At 49.5% G+C, this 23,168-nt stretch carries 17 protein-coding genes; 15 read left to right on the plus strand and 2 right to left on the minus strand.

All coding sequences use genetic code 11. From position 1 onward, the window contains the following. The first annotated feature begins 76 nt into the window (after positions 1-76). The 12 genes from GWG06_RS20090 (at position 77) to GWG06_RS20145 (ending at position 14,098) form a co-directional block, all read left to right on the plus strand. Positions 77-1,270, plus strand: coding sequence for an acyltransferase family protein (locus GWG06_RS20090; protein WP_158631322.1), 1,194 nt, complete (start codon positions 77-79; stop codon positions 1,268-1,270). A 115-nt stretch (positions 1,271-1,385) separates the two neighbouring features. After that, positions 1,386-2,147: a polysaccharide biosynthesis/export family protein gene (locus GWG06_RS20095; RefSeq protein WP_127034885.1), complete on the plus strand. Its 762-nt coding sequence runs from the start codon at positions 1,386-1,388 to the stop codon at positions 2,145-2,147. 10 nt (positions 2,148-2,157) lie between these two features. Continuing rightward, on the plus strand, positions 2,158-4,521 hold the full coding sequence (locus GWG06_RS20100; RefSeq protein WP_160715485.1) for a GumC family protein: 2,364 nt from the start codon (positions 2,158-2,160) through the stop codon (positions 4,519-4,521). Then, positions 4,514-5,866: a flippase gene (locus GWG06_RS20105; protein ID WP_160715487.1), complete on the plus strand. Its 1,353-nt coding sequence runs from the start codon at positions 4,514-4,516 to the stop codon at positions 5,864-5,866. The genes GWG06_RS20100 and GWG06_RS20105 overlap by 8 nt, the downstream gene beginning before the upstream one ends. Continuing rightward, a complete protein-coding gene (locus GWG06_RS20110) occupies positions 5,859-6,563 on the plus strand; it encodes an FkbM family methyltransferase (RefSeq protein ID WP_127034879.1) in 705 nt (234 codons plus the stop codon). Before GWG06_RS20105 ends, GWG06_RS20110 begins: the two co-directional genes overlap by 8 nt. Further along, positions 6,547-7,197, plus strand: a complete 651-nt coding sequence (locus GWG06_RS20115; RefSeq protein ID WP_160715489.1) for a class I SAM-dependent methyltransferase — start codon at positions 6,547-6,549, stop codon at positions 7,195-7,197. Before GWG06_RS20110 ends, GWG06_RS20115 begins: the two co-directional genes overlap by 17 nt. A 29-nt stretch (positions 7,198-7,226) precedes the next feature. Then, positions 7,227-8,108 carry a glycosyltransferase family 2 protein gene (locus tag GWG06_RS20120; protein WP_127034875.1) on the plus strand — a complete coding sequence of 294 codons (882 nt, stop codon included), beginning with the start codon at positions 7,227-7,229 and terminating at the stop codon, positions 8,106-8,108. Beyond that, positions 8,108-9,565, plus strand: a complete 1,458-nt coding sequence (locus tag GWG06_RS20125) for a hypothetical protein (protein WP_160715490.1) — start codon at positions 8,108-8,110, stop codon at positions 9,563-9,565. Before GWG06_RS20120 ends, GWG06_RS20125 begins: the two co-directional genes overlap by 1 nt. Positions 9,566-9,577: 12 nt before the next feature. Next, positions 9,578-10,663, plus strand: a complete 1,086-nt coding sequence (locus GWG06_RS20130; RefSeq protein WP_160715492.1) for a glycosyltransferase family 4 protein — start codon at positions 9,578-9,580, stop codon at positions 10,661-10,663. Further along, a complete protein-coding gene (locus tag GWG06_RS20135) occupies positions 10,660-11,424 on the plus strand; it encodes an FkbM family methyltransferase (protein WP_127034869.1) in 765 nt (254 codons plus the stop codon). Before GWG06_RS20130 ends, GWG06_RS20135 begins: the two co-directional genes overlap by 4 nt. Positions 11,425-11,464: 40 nt before the next feature. Then, entirely contained in the window at positions 11,465-12,862 is a 1,398-nt protein-coding gene (locus GWG06_RS20140; protein WP_127034867.1) for an undecaprenyl-phosphate glucose phosphotransferase, read from the plus strand. Positions 12,863-12,865: 3 nt separating this feature from the next. Next, a complete protein-coding gene (locus GWG06_RS20145; RefSeq protein ID WP_127034865.1) occupies positions 12,866-14,098 on the plus strand; it encodes a WcaI family glycosyltransferase in 1,233 nt (410 codons plus the stop codon). Here GWG06_RS20145 and GWG06_RS20150 read toward each other — a convergent pair. Both GWG06_RS20150 and GWG06_RS20155 read right to left on the minus strand, forming a co-directional pair. Then, positions 14,095-14,820: an FkbM family methyltransferase gene (locus GWG06_RS20150; RefSeq protein WP_235938438.1), complete on the minus strand. Its 726-nt coding sequence runs from the start codon at positions 14,818-14,820 to the stop codon at positions 14,095-14,097. The genes GWG06_RS20145 and GWG06_RS20150 overlap by 4 nt on opposite strands. A 184-nt stretch (positions 14,821-15,004) precedes the next feature. Beyond that, the gene (locus tag GWG06_RS20155) at positions 15,005-15,790 is read right to left on the minus strand and encodes a DeoR/GlpR family DNA-binding transcription regulator (protein WP_160715494.1); all 786 of its coding nucleotides are present in this window, start codon (positions 15,788-15,790) and stop codon (positions 15,005-15,007) included. A gap of 326 nt (positions 15,791-16,116) precedes the next feature. On the opposite strand from GWG06_RS20155, the gene GWG06_RS20160 reads away from it, so the two are divergent. From GWG06_RS20160 to GWG06_RS20170, 3 genes are read left to right on the plus strand one after another with little or no spacing between them, the layout of a single operon-like run. Next, on the plus strand, positions 16,117-19,293 hold the full coding sequence (locus tag GWG06_RS20160) for a SusC/RagA family TonB-linked outer membrane protein (RefSeq protein ID WP_160715496.1): 3,177 nt from the start codon (positions 16,117-16,119) through the stop codon (positions 19,291-19,293). A 22-nt stretch (positions 19,294-19,315) separates the two neighbouring features. Next, positions 19,316-20,863: a SusD/RagB family nutrient-binding outer membrane lipoprotein gene (locus tag GWG06_RS20165; protein WP_127034857.1), complete on the plus strand. Its 1,548-nt coding sequence runs from the start codon at positions 19,316-19,318 to the stop codon at positions 20,861-20,863. A 2-nt stretch (positions 20,864-20,865) separates the two neighbouring features. Then, positions 20,866-23,118 carry a glycoside hydrolase family 20 protein gene (locus tag GWG06_RS20170; protein WP_160715498.1) on the plus strand — a complete coding sequence of 751 codons (2,253 nt, stop codon included), beginning with the start codon at positions 20,866-20,868 and terminating at the stop codon, positions 23,116-23,118. Positions 23,119-23,168: the final 50 nt, after the last annotated feature.

Consider the following 23,168-nt stretch of genomic DNA (forward strand, 5'->3'; position numbering starts at 1 on the left):
TATCCGATTTTAGGTTGACTTTGCTGAAACGCCATCCATGACTCCAAACCGAAACTATCCGACGCATTTTTATTCTATGGACGCAATCCGTACAGTAGGTGCGTTAATTGTCGTCATATTTCACTGGCAGATGTTTTATTACCCCAATGATGTGTTTACTGAAGACGGGTACAATAAAGCTGCATTACCCTGGTATAATTACCTGTCGGTCATCTATGACGATGCAAGCGTTGTGGTAGACCTGTTCTTTCTGATGTCAGGCTTCGTTTTATTCTGGTTGTATGCGGAATCCATTGCCCAAAGAAAAGTATCATTCGGTAAATACATGGTCACCCGTATGTCGCGGCTGTATCCGGTGCATTCTGTGACGCTTGTGGCGGTGGCCGTCTTTCAGGGACTGATGCTCCGGGATGTCGGACACTATTTTGTGATACAGTATAACGACCTGTATCATTTTATGCTGAACATATTTTTCATGCAGACCTGGGGATTTGAAAAAGGCCCCTCTTTCAACGGACCTTCATGGTCCGTATCTGTAGAAGTAGTCACCTACCTGATATTCTTCCTGCTCTGCCTCATGAAATGGCAGCGCAAAATGATAGTACTGGCCGGTCTTGTGATGGTGGGCTTATTATTCCAGGCGATGGGGCTGCTCTTCGGAAAAGCGATTTACTGCTTCTTCCTGGGAGCCATCATCTACTATATTTATTTATGGCTGATCAAAACCGACAACATGAAGAAAGGACTGAAAGTCCTTGCCGTAATTACCATATCGATGTATATCATGATAGCCGTTGTCTTCTACTATCCGCCGGTGAAAGCAGCATGGGTACAACTCATGCAGCACTTTATTCCGGACAGGTCAGCGGCATTTTATACCAAATCATTCAATGTGGCCAAGAACCTGCTTTTCCGCTCTACTGCATCACCTGTAACGGTGTTATTCCTGGTGGTATGGGAGGCTGCAGGGCTGCGCATGAGCAAGCGGTGGAACATCTTCGGAAATGCCAGCTTTGGCATTTACCTGATGCATTTTCCGCTGATGATACTCACTATATTATCCCTGGAATGGCTGGGCCTGAAAAGAGATGTCATGCACCATCCTGCTGCGATGATCCTGTTCCTCCTGGTATTGGTGAGCCTCAGCATCGTGGTGTATTACCGGTTTGAATTACCGGTACAGAACAGCATCAGAAAATGGTACGCCAACCGGAAATTAAAAACAACCATTCCGGAAGCGCCTGTAATATTAACAGAAAATATTCCGTAGTCCCGGCGTAGGAAAAACGCTGGCTTATAAGAATGCAAAAAAATGGAACAGCCTGCCCCGGCAGACTGTTTGCCATCGTTTGTTAGCGCCATCATTGATTTATTAATCATCTGATATGAGATCAAAATCTAATTATTTACTCATGATGGCCCTGGTAATATTCGCCAGCTGTGTCAATACAAAGAAAATCACCTACTTCAACGACACCGTCACTCCCGGCGCAGATTCGGTGAACCGGCTGCAGCAACTGAAGATACAACCCGGAGATATACTACAGATCACCGTAACCACCTTCGATAAGGAAATCTCACAGATCTTCAATCCCAATACTGCCGCAGCGGCCGGCCAAACGCCCGGCAACGGTATGGATCAGGGTTACCTGGTTGACAGCAGCGGGTATATAGCCATGCCCGTTATCGGGAAACTATATGTAAAAGATAAAACTACCGCCGGTATCAATGAACTGGTCACGGCCGAGTTGTCAAAAACCGTACGTAACGTGTACGTATCTACGCGGCTGGTCAACTTCCGCGTCTCGGTACTCGGCGATGTGGCCCGTCCCGGATCCTTCCGCATCGGCGGTGAGCGCGCTTCCGTGCTGGATGCCCTCAGTATGGCTGGCGATCTCAACGTAACGGCTAAACGGAATGATGTCATGGTCATCCGCGAAATCAACGGCGTCAAAAGCTATGGTAATATCAATCTCAATGATATAAATGCCCTGTCATCTCCCTACTATTACCTCACCAATAACGACATTATATATGTAAAACCAGGACCGAACAAAAGCTTCCCGTCTTCCCGCACCATTCAGCTGCTGCCTGTTATCACGGGAATCATTTCATTGATTACCACGATTGTTATTCTCAGTAAATGATCAGTACCATATGAGCCACCATAAAGCACCCAACAGCAGGAATACAATTATCGATCTCAACGATCTGATAATGAAAGTATTTTTCCACTGGCCTTTGTATTTCATGGTATTGCTGATCGCCGTTATGGGCGCGCTGCTCTATCTGAAATACAAAACGCCGATGTACATGTCCAGCGCCAGGCTTTACCTTAAGGACGAAAAAAAGACGCCCGGCGAAGAAGGAGACGTGCTGAAATCATTATCCCTCTTCAACAGCGGTAAAAATATCGAGAATGAAATGGAAGTCCTCAAATCTCCCATCCTGCTGGAAAAAACAATCGGAGAAAACGGTTTCAATATTCATTACTATGAAAAAGGCACACTCCACAATGTAGAACTGTACAACGATCTGCCGCTGTCCGTCAGCATCCTGACAGACAGCGCCCGCGTTGGCAATTATAAATTTGATGTGATGCCCGAAAACGGCCTGCTGCACGTAAAACGCATCGGCTCAGATGAAGACTCCACCATGCAGCTGGATGTTAAATCCGGAGAACCTTTTACCATTGATAAAGACAGGTTCGCCATCTTCTGGCATCCTTCCGGCGAAAGGCAGTTCCAGGGCGTTTACCGGATTCAGGTAGACTCCGTGCTGCAGATGGCCTACGACATATCCAAAGACATAGGTACCGCCCTGGTAAACCGTGATGCTACCGTAGTACTGGTCACCTACAGGGACCCCGTACCGGAGCGTACTGCCGGCTTCCTGCAGGCGTTGCTGAATACCTATAACGACTATACGCTGGACGATAAAAACAAAGGCGCACTGCAGACAGTACGCTTCCTCACCATCCGTATCGACTCTCTCCGGGAAGAACTCGGTGTACTCGAAAAACAGGAAGAAAGTTTTAAGGTGCAGCGCGGTATCACAGACATAGACGCCGGCTCCAAACTGGCGCTGGAACAGGTGAAGGAAGCCGATGTGCGCCTCAGCGAAGCGAACCTGCAGCTCTCTGTTTTTGATCAGATAGAAAATTATGTCAGCAACCCTTCCAGTGCTTACCCCTTTGCACCTACCAGCGGAACAGTGGATCAGACACTGACAGCCATGATTAACCGGTATGAAGAAGGACTGAAGGAGAAAAGGCACCTTTCGCTTTCCCTGCAGCCGGGAAGCGCTATCCTGCAGAATGCGGAAGACCAGGTAACGGAAGCCCGCAATACCATCCGGGACTACATCGCGGGCTATAAACGTAATGCCGGTATTGTACAGCGCAAAACGCAGGATAAGGTAAACCAGATACAGAGCCGTATCGCCAATATACCGGCATACGCCAGGGAATATATCAACATCAAACGGCAGCAGTCTGTCAAGGAAAACCTGTATCTCTACCTGCTGAAGAAAAAGGAAGAAGCGTCTGTCGCCTACGCCAGCAATGTAACAGATAATAAGGTGATCTCTCCGGCATTCATTCCGGAGAAACCGGAGTCGCCCAGGAAATCGCTGGTATTCGTAGGATTCATCGCCGCCGGACTGGTACTGGCCAGCATATACATCTACATCAAGTACTTCCTGAACCCGCGGGTGCTGAGCCGCAAGGAAATAGAACAGGTATTCGGGCTGCCGGTGATCGCAGAAATATATCAACAGGACGAAGGAGAAAAAAGCCTGGCCATCAGTACACGGTCCATGTTATCTGAACAGATTTTCAATCTGCGTACCAATCTGAAATTTTTATTGTCAGAACATAAAGGACATGCCACCATAATGCTGACCTCCAGCGTTTCCGGAGAAGGCAAAACATTCCTCTCTGCTCACCTGGCCAATTCACTGACGGTAAGCAACAAGACGGTGGTACTGGTGGAAATGGATCTGCGCAAGCCCAAGCTGTCGCACTTCCTGGGCATGGATCAGCAGGCGGGGATCACCAATTATATCATGGGCAACAAAACCATCGATGAAATCATCCGGCCGGTACCCAATACAGAACGGCTGTATGTGGTGTCTTGCGGACCGATACCGCCCAATCCCATTGAGCTGATAGAGGGCCAGCGCATGGCAGCCCTGCTGGCGGTACTGAAAGAAAGATTTGATTATATCATCATCGACATATCGCCGATAGGTATGGTGTCCGATGCCAAGAGCCTGGCCTCGGTGGTAGATTGCACCCTCTTTGTGGTGAGATATAATTTCACTTTAAAATCCAAACTGATGCCTGTTTCCGAAAATATCAAGGAAGGGTATTTCAAAAAGATGGGCCTCATCTTTAACGGTATAGAATACGATACTTTCTATCCATACTACTATTACGATCAGTATTCCTATAAGGAAAACAGGGATAAGAAAAAGAACTGGGTATCATTCATCAGGAAAACAGCCAAACGGATTGCATAAACTATACGAAAATAGCGCATGGCTGCTGGCAGATAAAGTCAGCAAGCTGTTTCCCGGCATCCTTGTACTGGCGCTGCTGGCGCGGCACCTGGGACCGGAACAGTTCGGCATATGGAACTACGCCATTGCGCTGACCACTATTGTGGGAAGTATGGCTTTGCTGGGAATGGATAAAATTGCGGTGAAGGAACTGGTGAAGAATATTGACCGGCGCGCAGCTGTTATCACCAGTATCATCTTCATGCGCTTTACCGCGGCCCTGATCTGTATGCTGATAAGCATTGCCATTGTAGGCGCCACACGGCAGCATCAGGCGGTGTACATCGTTTGTACGGTGTTCTCCTCCTTTACGGTATTGCTGCAGTCGTTCGATGTGTTCGATTACTACTACCAGGTACAGAATGATGTCAGGAAAGTAATCATCCCCAAAATATCTGTATTCCTGCTTTTCAGTGTAATCAAACTGATAGCTATTGCGTTGAATGCTACCCTGGTGGCCTTCCTGTGGATCACGTTACTGGAGCTGGTAGTCACCTATGCTGTGATACTGCTGTTGTACAGCAGGTACTATGAGCGCCTGTCATGGAATGATATAGACATGCCGCTGGTAAAAGGGCTGCTGGCGCAAAGCTGGCCGCTGATGTTCTCCAACCTGGTGGTAGTATTGTTTGTGAAGGTAGACCAGGTATTGCTGGATGTGCTGGGAAATCCTTACCAGCTGGGTGTTTATGTGGTAGCTGCCCGCATTTCGGAGCTGGGCTACGCTATTCCCACGGTTATTGCTACGGCCATGCTGCCTGATCTGATCCGGCAGAAAAAAATCAGTGAAGCCAGCTACCTGCGCACGCTGGAAAAGTGGCTGCGGTTGTCTTTCTGGGTCAGCTTCCTGGTAGCCTGGGCAGTGATGTTTACCGCGCACCTGATTATACCTTTTCTGTATGGCAGCAGGTACCTGGCAGCTTCCCCGATACTGATGATCCACATCTGGGCCGGTATTCCGGTATTCCTTTGTTCAGTGCTGGTACAGCATCTTATTATTGAAGGAGCGTATAAAAACTATATGTATGCAAATATTGCAGGGCTGATAGTAAATGTAGGGGTTAACTTTTTGCTGATCCCGGTGTACGGCGGCGTGGGCGCCGCTATCGCCACAGTAGCGTCTTATATGTCTGTCTACAGTATGATGCTGCTGCTCGATACTACCGGCTGCAACTGGCAGCTCAGCAAAAAGATGTTCCGCCTGCAGCCGGCCATCGCCGATTTCCGGCAGGCCTGCGCAGGATTTCGCGTGTTTATCAGTAAGCTGTTATCTGTGAATGAAAAAAATCCTTTACCGAATGAGTAAGCTGTATTATATCATCAATAAGATTGCATCCGGACTGTTCCCCAGAATAAGATACAGTGTCAGGGCCTACAGCTCTGAAGGAGAAGACCTGATTCTGAAAAGGATTTTCCATCAGAAAGAAAAAGGCACCTATGTGGATGTCGGTGCGCATCATCCGTTCCGTTTCTCCAACACCTATCTTTTTTACCGGATGAAATGGACCGGCATCAACATCGATCCCATGCCGGGGTCCAGCGCCCTGTTTAACCGGTACCGCCCGATGGATACCAACCTGGAAATAGGCGTATCCGCAGAAAGGCAGCTGCTGACCTATTCTATTTTTAACGAACCGGCGCTGAATACTTTTTCTGCAGATAAAGTAAAGGAATATACCAGGGAACCGCAGTACAAGGTGATAGCAGAGAAGAAGATCGAGACATGGCCCCTGGCAGATATACTGGACCATTACCTGAAAGGCAGTAGCATTGACTTCCTGACCATCGACGCCGAAGGGCTGGATATGGATGTGCTGCGTTCCAACAACTGGGATAAGTACCGGCCTGCCTACGTACTGGTAGAGTCGCAGCCCAATGAGCTGTCAGACATCAACCGCAGCGATTTATGCAGGTATATGCAGGAGGTAGGCTACAACATTTTTGCTAAAACGTATTATACGTATTTCTTCAAAAATATGATGAGTGATGAAAGCAGGAGATAAGCTATATGTTCAATATGGAAGCGGCCCATTTTCGGCGCCGGAAGGCTGGAAGAATTTTGATTCTTCCCCGACACTCCGGCTGCAGCAGCTGCCCCTGATGGGCAGGATTCTCAGGAAGCGCATGCACGTAACTTTCCATCCGGATGTAATACATGGCGATATCATCAGCGGGCTGCCCGGCATTGCCGAAAATTCCTGCGACGGTATTTATTGCAGTCATGTGCTGGAACATCTGTCTTATGCAGATTGCCTCAAAGCGATCCGGAATACTTACCGCATCCTGAAGCCCGGCGGCTATTTCCGCTGTGTGGTACCGGATCTGGAAGTGGCCGCCAAAAGATATATCGACAACCTGGGCCGGCAGGACAGGGAAGCAAACGTAAAATTCCTGCAGGAAACACTATTGGGTAGGGAAGAAAGAAAAAGAGGACTCCGGCACATCGTACAAAGCGCGTTCGGTAACAGCGAACACCTGTTCATGTGGGACGCCGTTTCGCTCAGCCATGCGCTGCAGCAGGCCGGCTTCCGCAATATCCGTAACTGCCGCTTCAACGACGCGCCGGACAATATGTTCGCCAGAGTGGAAGAAGAAATAAGATTCAATAACGCCGTAGCCCTTGAGGCTACCAAGTAGTAGTTATGCATACCCCCGTGTTATTTCTTGTGTTTAACAGACCTGAACAAACCATGCAGGTGCTGGAACAGATCCGTCAGCAACGGCCGCAGTATTTTTATATCGCAGCCGACGGCCCCCGGGGCAACAGGCCCGGAGAAGCGCAGCAGTGCGCCATTACCAGGGAGCAGGTGCTGAAAGGAATCGACTGGCCCTGCCAGGTACGTACCCTGTTCCGGGAAGAAAACCTGGGATGCGGAAAGGCGGTAAGCAGCGCTATCGACTGGTTCTTCAGCCAGGTGGAAGAAGGCATCATCCTGGAAGATGACTGTATCCCCGCACCGGGATTTTTTTCCTTCTGCACCCGCCTGCTGGAACATTACCGGCATGATACCTCCGTGATGCATATCAATGGCAGCAACTACCAGGCTGGAATACAGCGGGGCGAAGCATCCTACTATTTTTCCCGCTACAGCCACATATGGGGATGGGCTACCTGGAAACGCGCCTGGCAGCGGTATGACTTCACCCTGCTGCATTATCGCAATGCCTCACGGGAAGGCATGAACGAAAAACTCCTGCAGGATGTGCAGGCCATATACGACCACGCTATCGACACCTGGGATATTCAGTGGTTTATGACCGTCTGGTTTAACAAAGGACTGGCTGTTACGCCCAACGTTTGCCTGGTCCGGAATATCGGCTACGGAAAAGACGCCACCCACACCCGGCATATGCCGGGCTGGTTCAGGAAAATAGTATACGGTGACCTGGAACAGATCACTCACCCCGCCGTAAAGGCAATAAACCGGGCAGCAGACGATTATACGGAAGAAACCATATTCGGCGGCAACAAGCTCCTGGGAAAAGTGAAACGGATTGTGAAGGAAAACAAATTATTGTATCATCTCTATAAACGCATTTACAGCTAATGGATCTGGAATCGGCCTATAGTAGTTTTCAGAGCACAAATGTTTTTGTGGAAATATTCAGGGAACTGATGCCCCTGGTTATTGCCATCACCTTGCTGTACCTCTATTACCGGGGCAGAATCACCATTATTGATACCCTGCTGTATGCCTTCGCATCGGAAGCCTACACCATGCTGGCCATCGGCCCTACCTTTACCGCCAGCTTCTTTATCCAGATGTTCTTCCTGGTAGATCAGGTACACCGGCTCATTACCGGCAGGCTTTTCATTAAAAAGGAATACCTGCTGCTGCTGATGATGCCACTGCTGTCGCAGGTAGCGGTGTTCCTCATTATACAGCTGTACAAAGATCCCTTTTCCTATCCGCAGGGTAAGATGTTTACCTTCTATACCAAACCGCTTTACTTCTATATAAAAACCTACCTGCCGCTGATGGCGCTGGGCGCCAGGATCATACAGGACCGGGAATTTATTTCCTTTAATGGTTTTTATGCCACCATGAAAAGAATCACCATGATTGCCTGCTGTATTGCCGTTCTGCAGATACTGGTGATCCGTATTTTCAACAGTATTGAACTGGGAGAAGTGTTCGGGCTGCAACGGCGCTACCTCATAGAAGGCGTCAGCAACGGTATCCTCGGGATGCGGGTTCAGGCGCTGTTTTCGGAACCTAAAACCTTCAGCGCTTTCCTGTCGCTTTCCATTCCGATACTGATAAAGGACCGGGAGTATAAATCCGCTTTATTCGCCTTCTTAATCGCTTTCTCTACTTCCTCCCAGACTTTCTGGGTAAATATGATGATAGCAGGGCTGCTGTTTGTTTTTCTGAAGAACATGCCTTCCGTCAGAACTAAAATCCTCGGAACACTCGGCGTCGTAATCGGCGTGTTTCTCATCGTGGCAGCCTCCAAGGATTTCTTCCTGAAACACTATATGGAAAACAGGAACGATCCCTTGTATAAAACGCTTTTTGAACGTTCCGCCTACCGCTATGATAATGAGATCTGGCAGAAAGATAACATCGTGCTGGGTATTCCGCTGCAGCGGGATATGGAACTGCCTATTGTAGACTTTTTCCGCAGCGAGCCATACCTGCTGATTTCAGGATACGGGCCAGGTAACAGCGTGTTTATTCCGGAAACCTATTTCTTCGGACAGTATACTTCCAAGGCATGGGCCTCCGGTATCGGCGGGCATAATATCAATATGCGCTGGTTTTATATACTGGCGGAATTCGGGGCAATCGCCCTGTGCTTCTTTTTTATAATCATGACAAAAACCAATCAACGGAATACATCTTTCAATAACCATTACCTGGCGTACGTAGCCATTTGTTTTTTCTTTTGTCAGATTGACCTCTTCCTGATTATTGTGGCGCTGCTGAGCGTGTACGGCAATAATGACCCGGAAGAGGATGATGCGGAAGAAGAGGTGGCGCCGCGTCTCCGGGGATTGTAATGTATGGTGCTTATGGAGCTGTTTATGGATAATATCGTATTTACCATTCAGAAGGCAGGCGGTGTGTCTGTTTACTGGTACGAGCTGCTGAAGGGCATCTGTAACAGCGGGATGACCGTTAATTTCCTCAACGCGCATCCGTCATCTTCCAACCTGTTTGAGCAGCGGCTGGACTATCAGCGGCATAGATGCATCCGGGAGAGTGTGATTCCCGACAAATACCTGCGTTACCTGCCGGTGCGTTGTAAGCTGCCGGCAGCGGCGGTTTTCCACGGAGGCTATCTCCGCGTATCTCCGCAGAAGGATATTGTGAACATACTGACATTGCATGATTTCGCGCATGAACACCGGCTGGCTACCGGCTTTCCGCGGGGGCTGGCCAATAAAATGCAGAAGGCATACGGTATCCGGCGGGCAGATGGTATCATCTGTATCTCTCATAATACCAGGAAAGACCTGCTGCATTTTTATCCGGATACTGATCCCGCGAAGGTAAGAGTGATCCATCACGGGATTGCAGACGACTTTTACCCGGCCGCTAAACAGCAGTCGTGCCTGCTGCGCCAGCCTTACATTCTGTATGTCGGCGGCCGGAGGAAATATAAAAATTTTCTGGCCGCACTGGATACCATGCAACGGCTGCCACGCGCATACCGCCTCGTAGCCGCGGGTGGCGAACGCTGGGAACCCTGGGAAATCAGTTTGCTGGAAAGCCGCATTCCCGGCCGCTACCAGCTGTTTCCGGAGGTAACCGCAGCAGACCTGAATCAGTTGTATAATCATGCTTTCTGTCTCCTGTATACCTCCACCTACGAAGGATTTGGCTTCCCGCCGGGAGAAGCGATGAAGGCCGGATGTCCGGTAGTGAGTACGCTGGCAGCCTCCATTCCGGAAGTGGTAGGGCCGGCCGGACTGCTGGCCCGTACCGCTGATGCAGCCTCCTTTGCAGCGCAAATCCGGATGCTGGAAAACGAACAGCTGCGCGGACAGCTGATACAGGCAGGATTCAGTCAGGCAGCGCTTTTCACCTGGGAGAAAAGTATAGCGGAAACCATTCGTTTTTATAAAGATTGCTGGAGTAATAAATTTTCAACATGAGTACATTGTTTAAAGTAGTAGATGCAGCAAGAGTGATGCTACAGTCAGGCAACAGCTTTTTTTCGCTGATGAAAAAGGGAGCTTCCATCGCTTCCACACGCCTGCTGCATAACTGCTCCCATTATATTCCGCAGCTGAACACCATCCTGGATGTAGGCGCCAACAAAGGCCAGTTTGCACTGGCCGCAGCACAGCGCTATCCGGATGCGGTGATTCATTCCTTTGAACCCGTGCCGGATACCTTTGCGGAATTATTGCAGAACACCAGGAAAACACCGGCGATACATACCCACAACTTTGCGCTGGGCAGCTGCAACGGCATGCTGGAATTTTACAGTAACAGCTATTCACATGCCAGCTCCGCCCTACAGGTGTCGGAACTGCAACAGCAGCTGATACCGCGTACCGCCAACGCCCGGAAGATAGAAGTGGCCGTACGTCAGATGGATTCCCTGCTCGGACATATCACCTTCCGCGCCCCGGTACTCCTGAAACTGGATGTACAGGGCTTTGAAAAAGAAGTATTGCTGGGCGCAGAAAAATGTATTCCACAGATAGACTATCTGGTGTTTGAAACCTCCTTTGTACGCATGTACGAAGGCGAACCGCTGTTTGATGAAATGCACCATTTTGTAAAAGAACAGGGCTTTGAACTGATAGCGCCGGTAGGCTACCTGCAGTCGGATAATCTCCAGATACTGCAGATGGACCTGCTGTACCGGAGAAAAAGAATTAACGGATCAGCAAGACATAAATACTGAGTACAATGGTCAAATGTGAAAATGTAAAGCTGCATCGAGTATGAGACAGATCCTGAATGCATCCCTGTTTCTGAGACAGCTGATGGATTATGCTGTACTGGCCGGATCTTTCTGGCTGGCGCAGCAGTATATTCATGTACAGGGAAATGCAGCATTCCTACAGCTGAATTTATTACTGCTGATGATGAGCCTCCTGTCCTGGACCATCATCGGTACTTATCTGCATTTATATGATGATTTCCGCTCCAGGCCATTTTCCTATGAGTTTGTAGTTATCCTCAAAACCATCCTGCTGCATGTTTGTGTGCTGACCTTCCTGTTTTTCTACTTCTTTAAATACTATCCCTACTCACGTACTTTCACCGTTGTTTACTCCATCAACATTTTTGTAGGGATTATCATTTCCAAATTATTAATAAAGAAGTTTCTGCTCCGCCTCCGTATGCACGGGCATAATACCAGGAATATACTGATTGTGGGCGCAGGTGAAACAGGATTGAATTTTCACCAGACCATCATCGACAATGAACACTATGGCTACCGCTGCGTGGGCTTTGTGGATGATATCCGGAACAAACAGCTGAACGGGCAATACCTGGGCACGCTGTCAGAATTAAAACAGATACTTGAGAAGCACGAGGTAGACGATGTAGTGGTAGCCCTGCCGGAAAGTTCGCGGGAACAGACGCAGCAGATTATCACCACCAGTGAAGGCGCCGCCAAGCGGGTGCGGATTATTGCCGGTTGCCATCATCACTGTACCACTACGGTGAGCATGAGCTTATTCGGCACTTTTCCGCTGATTACCATCCGCTCTTCGCCGCTGGACGACAGCGGCCGGCAGCAGCTCAAGCGCCTGTTCGACATCTTCATCACCATCACACTGCTGATTACCTTTTCCTGGCTCTTCCTCCTGATAGCGCTGCTGATAAAAATATCCTCACGCGGCCCGGTGATCTACAAACAGGAAAGATGGGGACTGAAGAACCAGCGGCTCACCTGCTATAAGTTCCGGACCATGGTGCCGAACAGCGAATGGAACAGCAGCGGACAGTTTATGCTGACCATGCGTAATGACCCGCGTATTACGCTGGTAGGACGTTTTCTGCGGAAGACCAACCTGGATGAACTGCCGCAGTTCATCAACGTGCTGAAAGGAGATATGTCTTTCGTAGGGCCGCGACCGTTAGCCACCGCCGAACATATGGAGCTGAAGGAAAAGGTGAGTCATTATATGGTAAGACATTATATCAAGCCGGGAATTACAGGCTGGGCGCAGATCAACGGGTGCAGGGGCAACCTGTCTGACCCGGAACAGATGCAGAAACGTATTAACCTGGATATCTGGTACCTGGAGAATTACAGTCTGTGGCTCGATTGTCAGATTATATTTCAGACGTTTGTATCCATGATCAAGGGAGACAGAAATGCTTTTTAGCTTATGCGGTTGTTACTGATCACAGGGAATTTTTCACCGGAACCCAACGGTACCGGCAAATACAACGGAGAGATGATCCGCTGGCTTGCGGGCCGCGGGTATGACTGTACCGTTATTACCACCTATCCCTACTATCCTGAATGGAAGGTACAGGCACCCTACACCTCCCGGAAGTACCGGTTTACCAAAGAAGTACAGCAGTTTGATACAGGCCGGATTACTGTTTACAGATGCCCGCAATATGTGCCGGTGAAGCCTTCCGGGAAGAAACGCATATTACAGGACGCCACCTTTGCGGTAGCTGCAGCGTGGCAGTTGCTGTTAACCTTACCGCGGCAGCGGTTTGATATAGTCATGACCGTGGTGCCCTCCTTTATCCTGGGCTTGCTGGCGGTATTCTACAAAAAAGTACGGGGGGCAAAGTTTCTTTATCATATCCAGGATATGCAGATAGAAGCGGCGAGGGACCTGCGCATGATCCGCTCTCCCTGGCTGCTGCAGCGGCTTTTCGGCATGGAGCGTTTTATCATGCGGCGCGCCGATGTCATCAGCAGTATCTCTGATGGTATGATCCGGAAGATAGGGGAGAAGGCCGGCAGGGAAGTGATGCTGTTTCCCAATTGGGTAGATGTAAGCCTGTTTCATCCACTGGAAAACAAGGAAGTGCTGAAAGCGGAATATGGTTTTAAGGCGTCGGACCGGATTGTTTTATATTCCGGTGCTATCGGGGAAAAGCAGGGGCTGGAGGCGGTGTTGCATGCAGCAGCATCTTTCCGGGATAACCCGGCGGTGAAGTTCCTGATCTGCGGCTCCGGGCCTTACCGGCAGCAGCTGCAGCTGATGGCCGAATCGCTGCAGCTGCAGAATACTATCTTTATGCCGCTGCAGCCCTTCGAAAAATTCAACCGGTTTCTGAATATGGCAGATGTGCACCTGGTCATTCAGAAAGGCCATGCCGCAGACCTGGTGATGCCTTCCAAACTCACGACCATCATGGCGGTAGGCGGACTGGCCATTGTAACAGCCAATCCGGGTACCAGCCTGCATGAGCTGATAACGCGTCATGAGATGGGTATTGTTGCAGAAGCAGACGACCAGTCTGAATTGAATAACGCTATCAGCAAAGCTATTGCCGGCGATGCGGATATATATGCGCAGAATGCCCGCAGATATGCCCTGGAGCATTTATCTGTAGATAAAATAATGCCTGCCTTTGAGCAGGCTGCACAAAATTAGCGGGCCGTTTTCCGGATAGCTACCACGTTCTGGAAAGAGAATATTTCGTAGGTGATGGTATTATATTTCCCCAGCGCTCTTAATCCGTCAGGCAGCAGGCGGTAAAATTCGTATTCCGGCAGCAGGTCCACGATATCTTTCAGGAATGTTCTGGAGATGACATGCATGGAGTTGAACTCTATCTGCACCGCTTTCACGATACCTCTGCGGATGGTTTCCTTTGCGCCGTTCAGTACAGCCAGTTCATGGCCTTCCGTATCTATTTTCAGGAGAGCGATTTCATTGATCTGATGAGCCGCAACAAATTCGTCGATGGTGGTCAGCGCGATGGCTACCTCCTGGGCAACGCCGTGATGCAGTTGCTCGATCACATCTTTATAGAGGGAAGCGTGGGAAGAAGTACCCGCGCCGTAGTCGTAGATAGCGGTGGTGGTAGCAGCTTCTCCTGCGCCGAAAGGCACAGCGGTAAACTGATAGGTGGCAGCGGCTTTTTCCAGTTCCCGGAATGTTACCGGATGCGGTTCAAAAGCATAAATGGGAAGTTTGATGTTGTTCTTCCGCAGCATAACTGAGTAGTGGCCAACGTTGGCGCCAACGTCCAGGATAGCGCCGGAAGACAGGATGCCGGTATTGGTGATGTACTTGATGAATGCCTTTTCACCGGATACGGTGTCGTTTTCATAGTTCTGCATACCCATGCCCAGCATGCTCAGTTTATACACGTACTGATGTACAGGATAGAAAATTTTTCTTGCAAACAGAAAAACGTAAACTCTCTTTAGAGATTTAGCTAATGGACCCATTTATTTGCTTTGTGAGAATGATTGCTACTCAATTACCAGCTGGCAAATTATTAAATATATACGAAATCTGACAGGATAATTTGTAGCTCTTTTGTTAAGCACGTCAGAGAATAATCAGGTCTTTCGCTTTATATGCCTGCAAGGCTTCACTGCCCGCAGGAAGTTCAGTAATCAGGTAATCAATATCCTGCAGATCGGCGATCTTCATTTTCATGGATGAGTTCAGCTTCTCAGAAATGGCCAGTATGGCTACTTTATCGGCTGCCTTAATCATCGCTTTCTTTACCTGTATAGTTTCCCAGTCCGCATCCGTCAGCCCGTTCACGGGATCAATGGCGTTGGTGCCGATGATACAGAGGTCCGCCTTGATATTGGAAAGGTATTCAAATACTTCGCCGCTGACGGTCATCTGGCTGTAGGCGGATATCTGTCCGCCGATAACGATGGTTTTAATCATCGGTTTATCCAGCAGTTCTACGGCGGAGAGTACATTCACCGTAATAAAAGTGGCGCGCAGGGTGGCCGGTATTTTTTTGATGAATTCCCGGATGGTGGTACCGCCGCCGATAAGTACGATCATATCATCGCGGAGGAGTTGCAGCGTTTTTTCTGCAATGGCCAGTTTGTTGTTCTGTGCGTAGGTTTGCGAGTCATGTCCGTAATGATAGGCGATGGACATGGCGCCGCCCTTTATTTTTACCACTTCGCCGTCATCCGCCAGCTCATTCACATCGCGGCGTATGGTATCTTCAGAAACATTAATCAGGCTGACCAGTTCACTGTAGGTGATGCGGGTATGGATGTTCACCTGCTGAATGATCAGTTGTTTCCTCGATTTTTTGGTGAGGGAAGCGGGGGGTACGTGGTCCTGAGTGTTAATGCTATCCATATCGTCTGATAAAATTCAAAGTGATGATAGGTAAAAATTCCAGCATTTGCAAAAAACGCAGGAATCTGCCTATTCCGGGTTAAGTGACAAAATTAGCAGTTACCCCACAAATTTGCACTTTTAGTAAAGAAAATAATTTTTCCGCAATTTTTTACTACCTGTAAATAATTAATTTTCCCCGGTATAGCCGCGTTTATTGCTGTTCTTGATAAATATTATGCATTATTTGCAATATTTTTCTGCAAATAATTTGCAGAAATAAATGAAATCCCTATTTTTAGACCTGTATTCCGCATTATTTGAAGAATTGTCAACCAACTTACCACATGATGAAAAATATGATAAGAGTGGCCTCCTTACCAAAGATCCTCCTGCCACTGCTAGGCCTGTTGATAGCTGTATGCAGCCACGCGCAGACAACACAAATCTCAGGTACCGTGACCAACGCAGCCGACGGACAAAAAATTATCGGCGCCACCGTATCGCTCGTAGCCGCTAAAGGAGTAGGCGCTATGACCGACGCGGAAGGAAAATTCGCGATCAAAATTCCGGCAGCCTATGCCAGCAACATCGAACTGGCGGTTACTTTCATTGGATTTGAAAGAAAAACCGTAAAAATTGCACCCGGACAAACCGCCATCAACATTCCACTGGACGTCAGCGCCAAAGCACTGGGCGAACTGGTGGTGACTGCACTCGGCATTAAAAAGGAAAAGAAAGCACTGGCCTACGCCGTAACGGAAGTGAAAGGCAGTGACTTCACCCAGGCCCGCGAAATCAACGTGGCTGATGCCTTGACCGGTAAAATTGCCGGTGTCAACGCTTCCAGCCTCGCCAGCGGCCCCGGTAGCTCCAGCCGCGTGATCATCCGCGGTAACGGCTCCCTCAACGGTGATAACCAGCCACTCTATGTAGTGAACGGGATGCCTATCGATAACACCACACAGAGCAATGTGGCCAGCGGCAACAGTTCTATTGGTCTGAACAGCGACCGTGGCGATGGTATCGGTGGTATCAACCCGGACGACATTGAAACCATCACTGTGCTGAAAGGCGGCCCTGCTGCTGCCTTGTACGGTGCGCGTGCTTCCAACGGCGTTATCCTCATCACTACCAAAAAAGGTGTAAAACAAAAAGGTATCGGCGTGGATTACAACTCCACCTTCACGCTGGAAACACCTTCCATCATCCCTGACTGGCAATACCAGTACGGCTCCGGCCAGAATGGCAAAAAGCCGGTCACCATGGGTGAAGCTATCGCCGCCGGCCGCCTCTCCTGGGGACCTAAAATAGACGGCAGCGATGTGATTCAGTTTGATGGAGTAAGCCGCCCGTATGTAGCACAGAAAAACAACATCAAGAACTTCTACAATACCGGTAACACCTTTACCAACACCCTGGCTTTCTCCGGCGGTTCGGACAACACGCAGTATCGTGTATCCTTATCCGATATGAACAACCATGGCCTGGTACCTAACCAGTCGCTCAACAAAAAAATATTCTCTGTCAGCCTGGTATCCAACCTCAGTAAAAAACTGACCGTGGAAGGCTACGCACAGTATAATATTGAAAAAGCCAAAAACAGAAGCGGCGTATCCGATGCACCGGGTAACGTGAACTGGGGCCCGTATGTACTTGCCAACACGGTAGACATCCGCAGCCTGGATCCCGGCTACAATGCTGCCGGCAGGGAAGTGGACTGGAACCCTTCCGGTTTCGCCAGCAACCCGTATTTCGTGATCAACAAATTCCGCAACAATGATGACCGCAAACGTTTTATCGGTAATGCGAGCATCAAATACAACCTGTTCGATAACCTGTTTGTACGCGGCCGTGTGAACCACGATTACATGAACATCAACTACACAGGTATTGTGCCTACCGGTACCGCTTATGCACCGAAAGGCTTCTACCAGCAGTATACTACTACCAGCACGGAAACCAATGCAGAGCTGACCATCAACTACCAGGGCAAACTGGGCCGCGATTTCGCGCTCACTGCCATGGCCGGTGGTAACAAACGCAAATCCATTTCCGATGCGGTGAACCTGAACGGTACTGATTTCTTCGCACCCGGCTTCTATGATCCATCCAATGTGGTGAGCCTGGGTACCGTAAATGTAAACCAGCGCCAGGCAACCAACTCCCTCTTCGGTTCGGTAGATCTCTCCTGGAAAGACATCCTCTTCCTGACTGCTACCGGCCGTAATGACTGGTTCTCTACCCTGTCGCCACAAAACAATAATATCTTCTATCCCTCTGTGGGCGCCAGCTTCCTGCTGTCTGAAGCCGTGAAGCTCCCATCCTGGGTAAACTATGCGAAGGTTAGAACCTCCTGGGCGCAGGTGGGCGGCGCTACGCCACAGCCTTATGCCCTGTACCAGACCTACACCATCCTAACCGGTGGCGGGCACCTGGGACAACCACTGCAGATGCCTACGCAGACACCTTCTGCTACCGGTATCGGTGGCTCCGGATTACTCCAGGCGCCTAACCCGGATCTGAAACCACTGCTGTCTACCACCTTTGAAGCTGGTGTGGAAGGACGTTTCCTCAACAACCGCTTATCGGCAGACATCACCTGGTACAGCCGCAGAACTACCAACGACATCATGCAGGCAGCCATCTCTCCGGCTTCCGGCTATAACTTCGCCCTGCTCAACGTAGGCGAAATGAGCAACAAGGGTATTGAAGTCATGCTCGGCGGTACCCCCGTGAAAAAGAAGGATTTCTCCTGGGATGTAAGCTATAATATGGCCTACAATAAAAATGAAGTGGTGAAACTGGCTGAAGGTATCAACAGCCTGCAGCTGGATGTGAGCGTAAACAGCTACGCCTATATTTTTGCAGAAGTAGGTAAGCCCTACAGCACCATCAAAGGTTTCAAGGTACTGAAAGATGCCAGTGGCAATACCGTTTATGATAACAAGACAGGTTATGAAATGAGAACGCCGCTGACAGATCTCGGCACCGGTGTGTCTCCGTTCTCCGCCGGTATCACCAACAATTTCCGCTACAAACAGTTTAACCTGAGCTTCCTGATTGACGGTAAATTCGGCGGTCAGGTGTACTCTGCCACCAACCTGTACGGCACGCGCTTCGGTCTGCATGACATGACCCTGCCCGGCCGCGATGGCGGATTAACCGTAACCGGTGTAGACCAGGATGGTAAACCGTTCTCCAAAACATTTACCTACGATAAAGACCTGCAGGGATATTATGACAACTATAAAAACCTGTCAGAGAAGTTTGTGTATGATGCGAGCTTCATTAAGTTAAGACAGGTAGTACTCACCTACAATATTCCGGCTAAAGTATTTGCTTTCGCAAAGATGCAGTCAGTAGCTGTTTCCTTTGTAGCCAGAAACCTGTTTATCCTGTATAAAAATGCGCCGAACATCGATCCGGAGTCTACTTTCAGCAACTCCAACGCGCAGGGCTTTGAAATGTTTGGTGTACCACGTACCAGAAGTTTCGGTCTGAATCTGCAGGTAAAACTTTAGTTCATCATTAAACATTACACACATGCTACGTTTCGCTAAATATAAATATATACTGTTGTTAGGTGCAGTGCTGGGTTTTACATCCTGTGACAAAGGATTTGAGAAAATGAATGTGAATCCCAATGCTGCAGAAAATCCGAATATTGATCTGCTGTTCACACAAAGTCTTTTGAAAGGTCAACTACCATATGACAGGGGGTATTTTTATACTTCCTATCTTCATTGCGGTACTTATATCCAGCACTTCTCCATCGCCAAGGAAATAGGCGGTGCCGGTGCGGGTGACAAATATGCCGTGAACGATTTCTATCAGAGTTTTTATTTCAGGTACATCTATACCAATGCAGTTACAACATTGGGAGAGATTCTGATGGCCGCCACATCAGCAGATGATGTGAACAAGCTGGCTGCCACCCGTATCTGGAAAGTACTGCTGATGCAACGTATCACGGATCTCTACGGAGATGTGCCTTATTCCGAGGCCATCCGCGGCAGGTCTAAATTATTTCTTCCCAAGTACGACACACAGGAAGATATTTATGCAGACATGCTGAAAGAACTGGAAGCTGCCATCAAATCATTCGATGCCACCAAACCTACCTTCGGCAGTGCCGATCTGCTCTTCAAAGGCAACATCGCACAGTGGAAGAAATTCGGTTACTCCCTGATGCTGCGTGTAGCCATGCGCACCACGAAGAAAACCGGCGGTAAGGTGATTGCGAAAGACTGGGTGCAGAAAGCCATTGAAGGCGGTGTGATTACCGGTGCGGCAGACAATGCCATCCTGCGTTACAGTAACGGACCGCAGACATACAACAACAACCCGGTTGCTTTTGAACTGGTAGGACAGGATTATGTATCTACCTCCAAAGGCGCTGCCAACACAGAATGGGGCAAGTACAGCAAAACCTTCATCGATTTCCTGAAGTCGCATAATGATCCGCGTTTAGGCGTGGTGTCTGTGGTGTGGAATGCTGGTAACCCGGATACCTCCGCTGCCATTCAGAAAGGTATGCCTAACGGTACCGATGTACGCCTGCCCGATTTTGTTACCTATTCAGAGCCGAACCCGGCTACCATCCTGCAATATAACGCACCGCTGATGATACTGACCAGCGCAGAAACCAATCTGCTGCTCAGCGAAGCGGCCCTGCGCGGATGGAGCAGCGGCGACAAAGCACAATATTACAGAGAGGGCGTAACCGCCGCACTGCGTAACTGGGCACAGTTTGGCGCAGCAGGCGTTATCCCGCAGGAAAAAATCAGCCAGTATGTTAGCGATAACGCACTGGATGCAGGCGGTTCATTCGAAACGCAGATGAATCAGATTCACACTCAGTTCTGGGTGGCTTTATTACTCGATGAACAGGAAGCCTATGCCAACTGGAGACGCACCGGATACCCGCAGCTCACTCCCGTGAATTACAACGGAAACGTTACCAACGGAACTATTCCGCGCCGTTTCCCCTATTCACAGGCGGAGCAGGGTATCAACGGTGTGAATTACAAAGCGGCTGTTGACAGACAAGGGCCGGATTTATTAACAACCAGAATCTGGTGGGACAAATAACCATGAAAAAGCTACAACTCATCTTACTTGTTCTTTTGATTCATAACTGCCTGTTCGCACAAAGGAAAGAGGCTGCCCCTGTGGCAGCCTTGATTCCTTTGCCCGTAGCAGTTTCCATGACAGCGGATACCTTTTTTATTACCGCCAACGCGGCAATAGGAAATGCTCCCGCATTACAGCAGGAAACAAAGCTCCTGCAGGAATATGTACACCACGCAACCGGCCATGCCTTACCTGTACAGGATAACGGCGCTATTGTGCTGCAGCTGGACAGTTCCGTGGTGAAACAGCCGGAAGGCTATCAGCTGCATATCACGCCGGCACAGATAAAAATTACAGGTCATGATGCGGCGGGTGTAACGCATGGTATTGAAACCCTGCGGCAGCTGTGGCGCCCGAAAGGTGCTGTGCTGGTGGTACCCGGAGGTCTGATTACAGACTATCCGCGCTTTTCCTACAGGGGCATGCACCTGGATGTTGGCCGTCACTTTTTCTCCGTTGATTTTCTCAAGGAGTTCATTGACAAGCTGGCTTATTACAAACTCAACAACTTCCACTGGCACCTGACGGATGACCAGGGATGGCGTATAGAAATAAAGAAATATCCCCGCCTGCAGAGCGTGGCAGCCTGGCGTGATCAGACGATGATCGGTCATAAGAAGGAGCTGCCGCACCGCTTCGATGGCAAACGTTACGGCGGCTACTATACGCAGGAACAGGTCCGCGAAGTAGTAGCCTATGCCGCAGCCAGGCATATCAACGTAATCCCTGAAATAGAAATGCCGGGACATGCGCTGGCAGCCCTCACTGCGTACCCTTCGCTGGGTTGCACGGGCGGCCCGTACAAAACCGCCCAGTTCTGGGGCATCTTCGATGATGTCTTCTGCGCCGGTAAAGACAGTACCTTCCTGTTTCTGCAGGATGTACTGGAAGAAGTCATTGCGCTGTTCCCTTCTTCGTATATCCATATAGGTGGGGATGAATGCCCGAAAGTGAGGTGGAAGGCCTGTGCCGCATGCCAGCAACGGATGCGCCGGGAAAACCTGCCGGATGAACATGCGCTGCAGAGTTATTTTATCCGCCGTATCAGTGATTTTGTGAAAAGTAAAGGCCGTCATATCATCGGATGGGATGAGATACTGGAAGGCGGGCTCGCACCCGGCGCCACCGTGATGAACTGGCGGGGCGTAGATGGTGCAGTGAGCGCCGCCCGGCAACAGCATCATGTTATCATGACACCGGAAGACGATCTCTACTTCGATCATTACCAGTCATTATACCTGGCAGAGAAGCCTACCGCTACCGGCTATACGCCGCTGGAGGAAGTGTATGCCTACGAGCCACTGCGTGCTGCAGCAGATACCTCCCTGCTGCCTTTCATCGCCGGCATACAGGGACAGATGTGGAGCGAATACCTGCCGGATGAGGCGCAGGCGCGTTATATGATCTACCCGCGTTTGCAGGCAATGGCAGAAAGAGCGTGGTCGCCGCAGACAGTAACGGATTACAGCAATTTCACACAAAGGCTGGAAATGCAGACCGGCGCTGCACCGGCAGCACCTTATAATGAAATCCGTTATTCGGCTGACAGCATCGCTAAAGGCAGGATTTATATTTCCCTGCGCAGCCACCTGCCGGGAGCAGTCATCCGTTATACAACAGACGGCTCGCAACCTGACGGAAACAGCAAAATCAGTGACGGCAAATCTATCTTACTGCAAAAAAATACAACGGTCAAAGCCATGTTATATGTTTCGGGCAAACCTGCAGGGCGGCTTTTCCAACAATCATTTTTAGTGCATAAGGCTACTGGTGCGGCTATTTCCCTGCAGGAGGCGCCCAACCGCTTTAGCAGTAATGCGGCTACGCTGGTAAACGGCATTGAAGGTACGCATCGCTATAACGATGAACAGTGGACCGGTTTCAGTGCCAGGGACCTGCATGCTGTCATTGACCTGGGCAGCGTGCAAACGGTTACGCAGCTGGGCGCCAACACGCTCAACTACCACTGGCAGAAAATGTGGCCTCCCGTATCGTTACAGTTTGAAGCATCTGCCGATGGCGTACATTATCAGCGTATAGCCGTTACTGATAGTTTTCCGGTAAATGGCATCAACAGAGCCAGATGGACCATCGCGCCGCTGAAAGCCCGCTACATCAGGGTGACAGCCACCAATAAAGGTGTGATACCTCCCGGAGAATACGTGGCAGGCGCCAGCAGCATGATGCTGATAGACGAAATTATTGTTAACTGATTACTGCTGTTCCGCATTCCACGGTTAACTCATCACTCATTTGTAATTGC

Origin of the sequence: Chitinophaga solisilvae (genome assembly GCF_009928525.1) — a bacterium.
Classification (GTDB): Bacteria; Bacteroidota; Bacteroidia; order Chitinophagales; family Chitinophagaceae; genus Chitinophaga; species Chitinophaga solisilvae.

Excerpts from the sequence above, each read along its gene's own strand:
- GWG06_RS20110 (WP_127034879.1), top strand. The coding sequence starts at position 5,859 with ATGAGTAAGCTGTATTATATCATCAATAAGATTGCATCCGGACTGTTC.
- GWG06_RS20130 (WP_160715492.1), top strand. The coding sequence starts at position 9,578 with ATGGAGCTGTTTATGGATAATATCGTATTTACCATTCAGAAGGCAGGC.
- GWG06_RS20115 (WP_160715489.1), top strand. The coding sequence starts at position 6,547 with ATGAAAGCAGGAGATAAGCTATATGTTCAATATGGAAGCGGCCCATTT.
- GWG06_RS20170 (WP_160715498.1), top strand. The coding sequence starts at position 20,866 with ATGAAAAAGCTACAACTCATCTTACTTGTTCTTTTGATTCATAACTGC.
- GWG06_RS20145 (WP_127034865.1), top strand. The coding sequence starts at position 12,866 with ATGCGGTTGTTACTGATCACAGGGAATTTTTCACCGGAACCCAACGGT.
- GWG06_RS20140 (WP_127034867.1), top strand. The coding sequence starts at position 11,465 with ATGAGACAGATCCTGAATGCATCCCTGTTTCTGAGACAGCTGATGGAT.
- GWG06_RS20090 (WP_158631322.1), top strand. The coding sequence starts at position 77 with ATGGACGCAATCCGTACAGTAGGTGCGTTAATTGTCGTCATATTTCAC.
- GWG06_RS20165 (WP_127034857.1), top strand. The coding sequence starts at position 19,316 with ATGCTACGTTTCGCTAAATATAAATATATACTGTTGTTAGGTGCAGTG.
- GWG06_RS20155 (WP_160715494.1), bottom strand. The coding sequence starts at position 15,790 with ATGGATAGCATTAACACTCAGGACCACGTACCCCCCGCTTCCCTCACC.
- GWG06_RS20125 (WP_160715490.1), top strand. The coding sequence starts at position 8,108 with ATGGATCTGGAATCGGCCTATAGTAGTTTTCAGAGCACAAATGTTTTT.
- GWG06_RS20095 (WP_127034885.1), top strand. The coding sequence starts at position 1,386 with ATGAGATCAAAATCTAATTATTTACTCATGATGGCCCTGGTAATATTC.
- GWG06_RS20160 (WP_160715496.1), top strand. The coding sequence starts at position 16,117 with ATGATGAAAAATATGATAAGAGTGGCCTCCTTACCAAAGATCCTCCTG.
- GWG06_RS20100 (WP_160715485.1), top strand. The coding sequence starts at position 2,158 with ATGAGCCACCATAAAGCACCCAACAGCAGGAATACAATTATCGATCTC.
- GWG06_RS20135 (WP_127034869.1), top strand. The coding sequence starts at position 10,660 with ATGAGTACATTGTTTAAAGTAGTAGATGCAGCAAGAGTGATGCTACAG.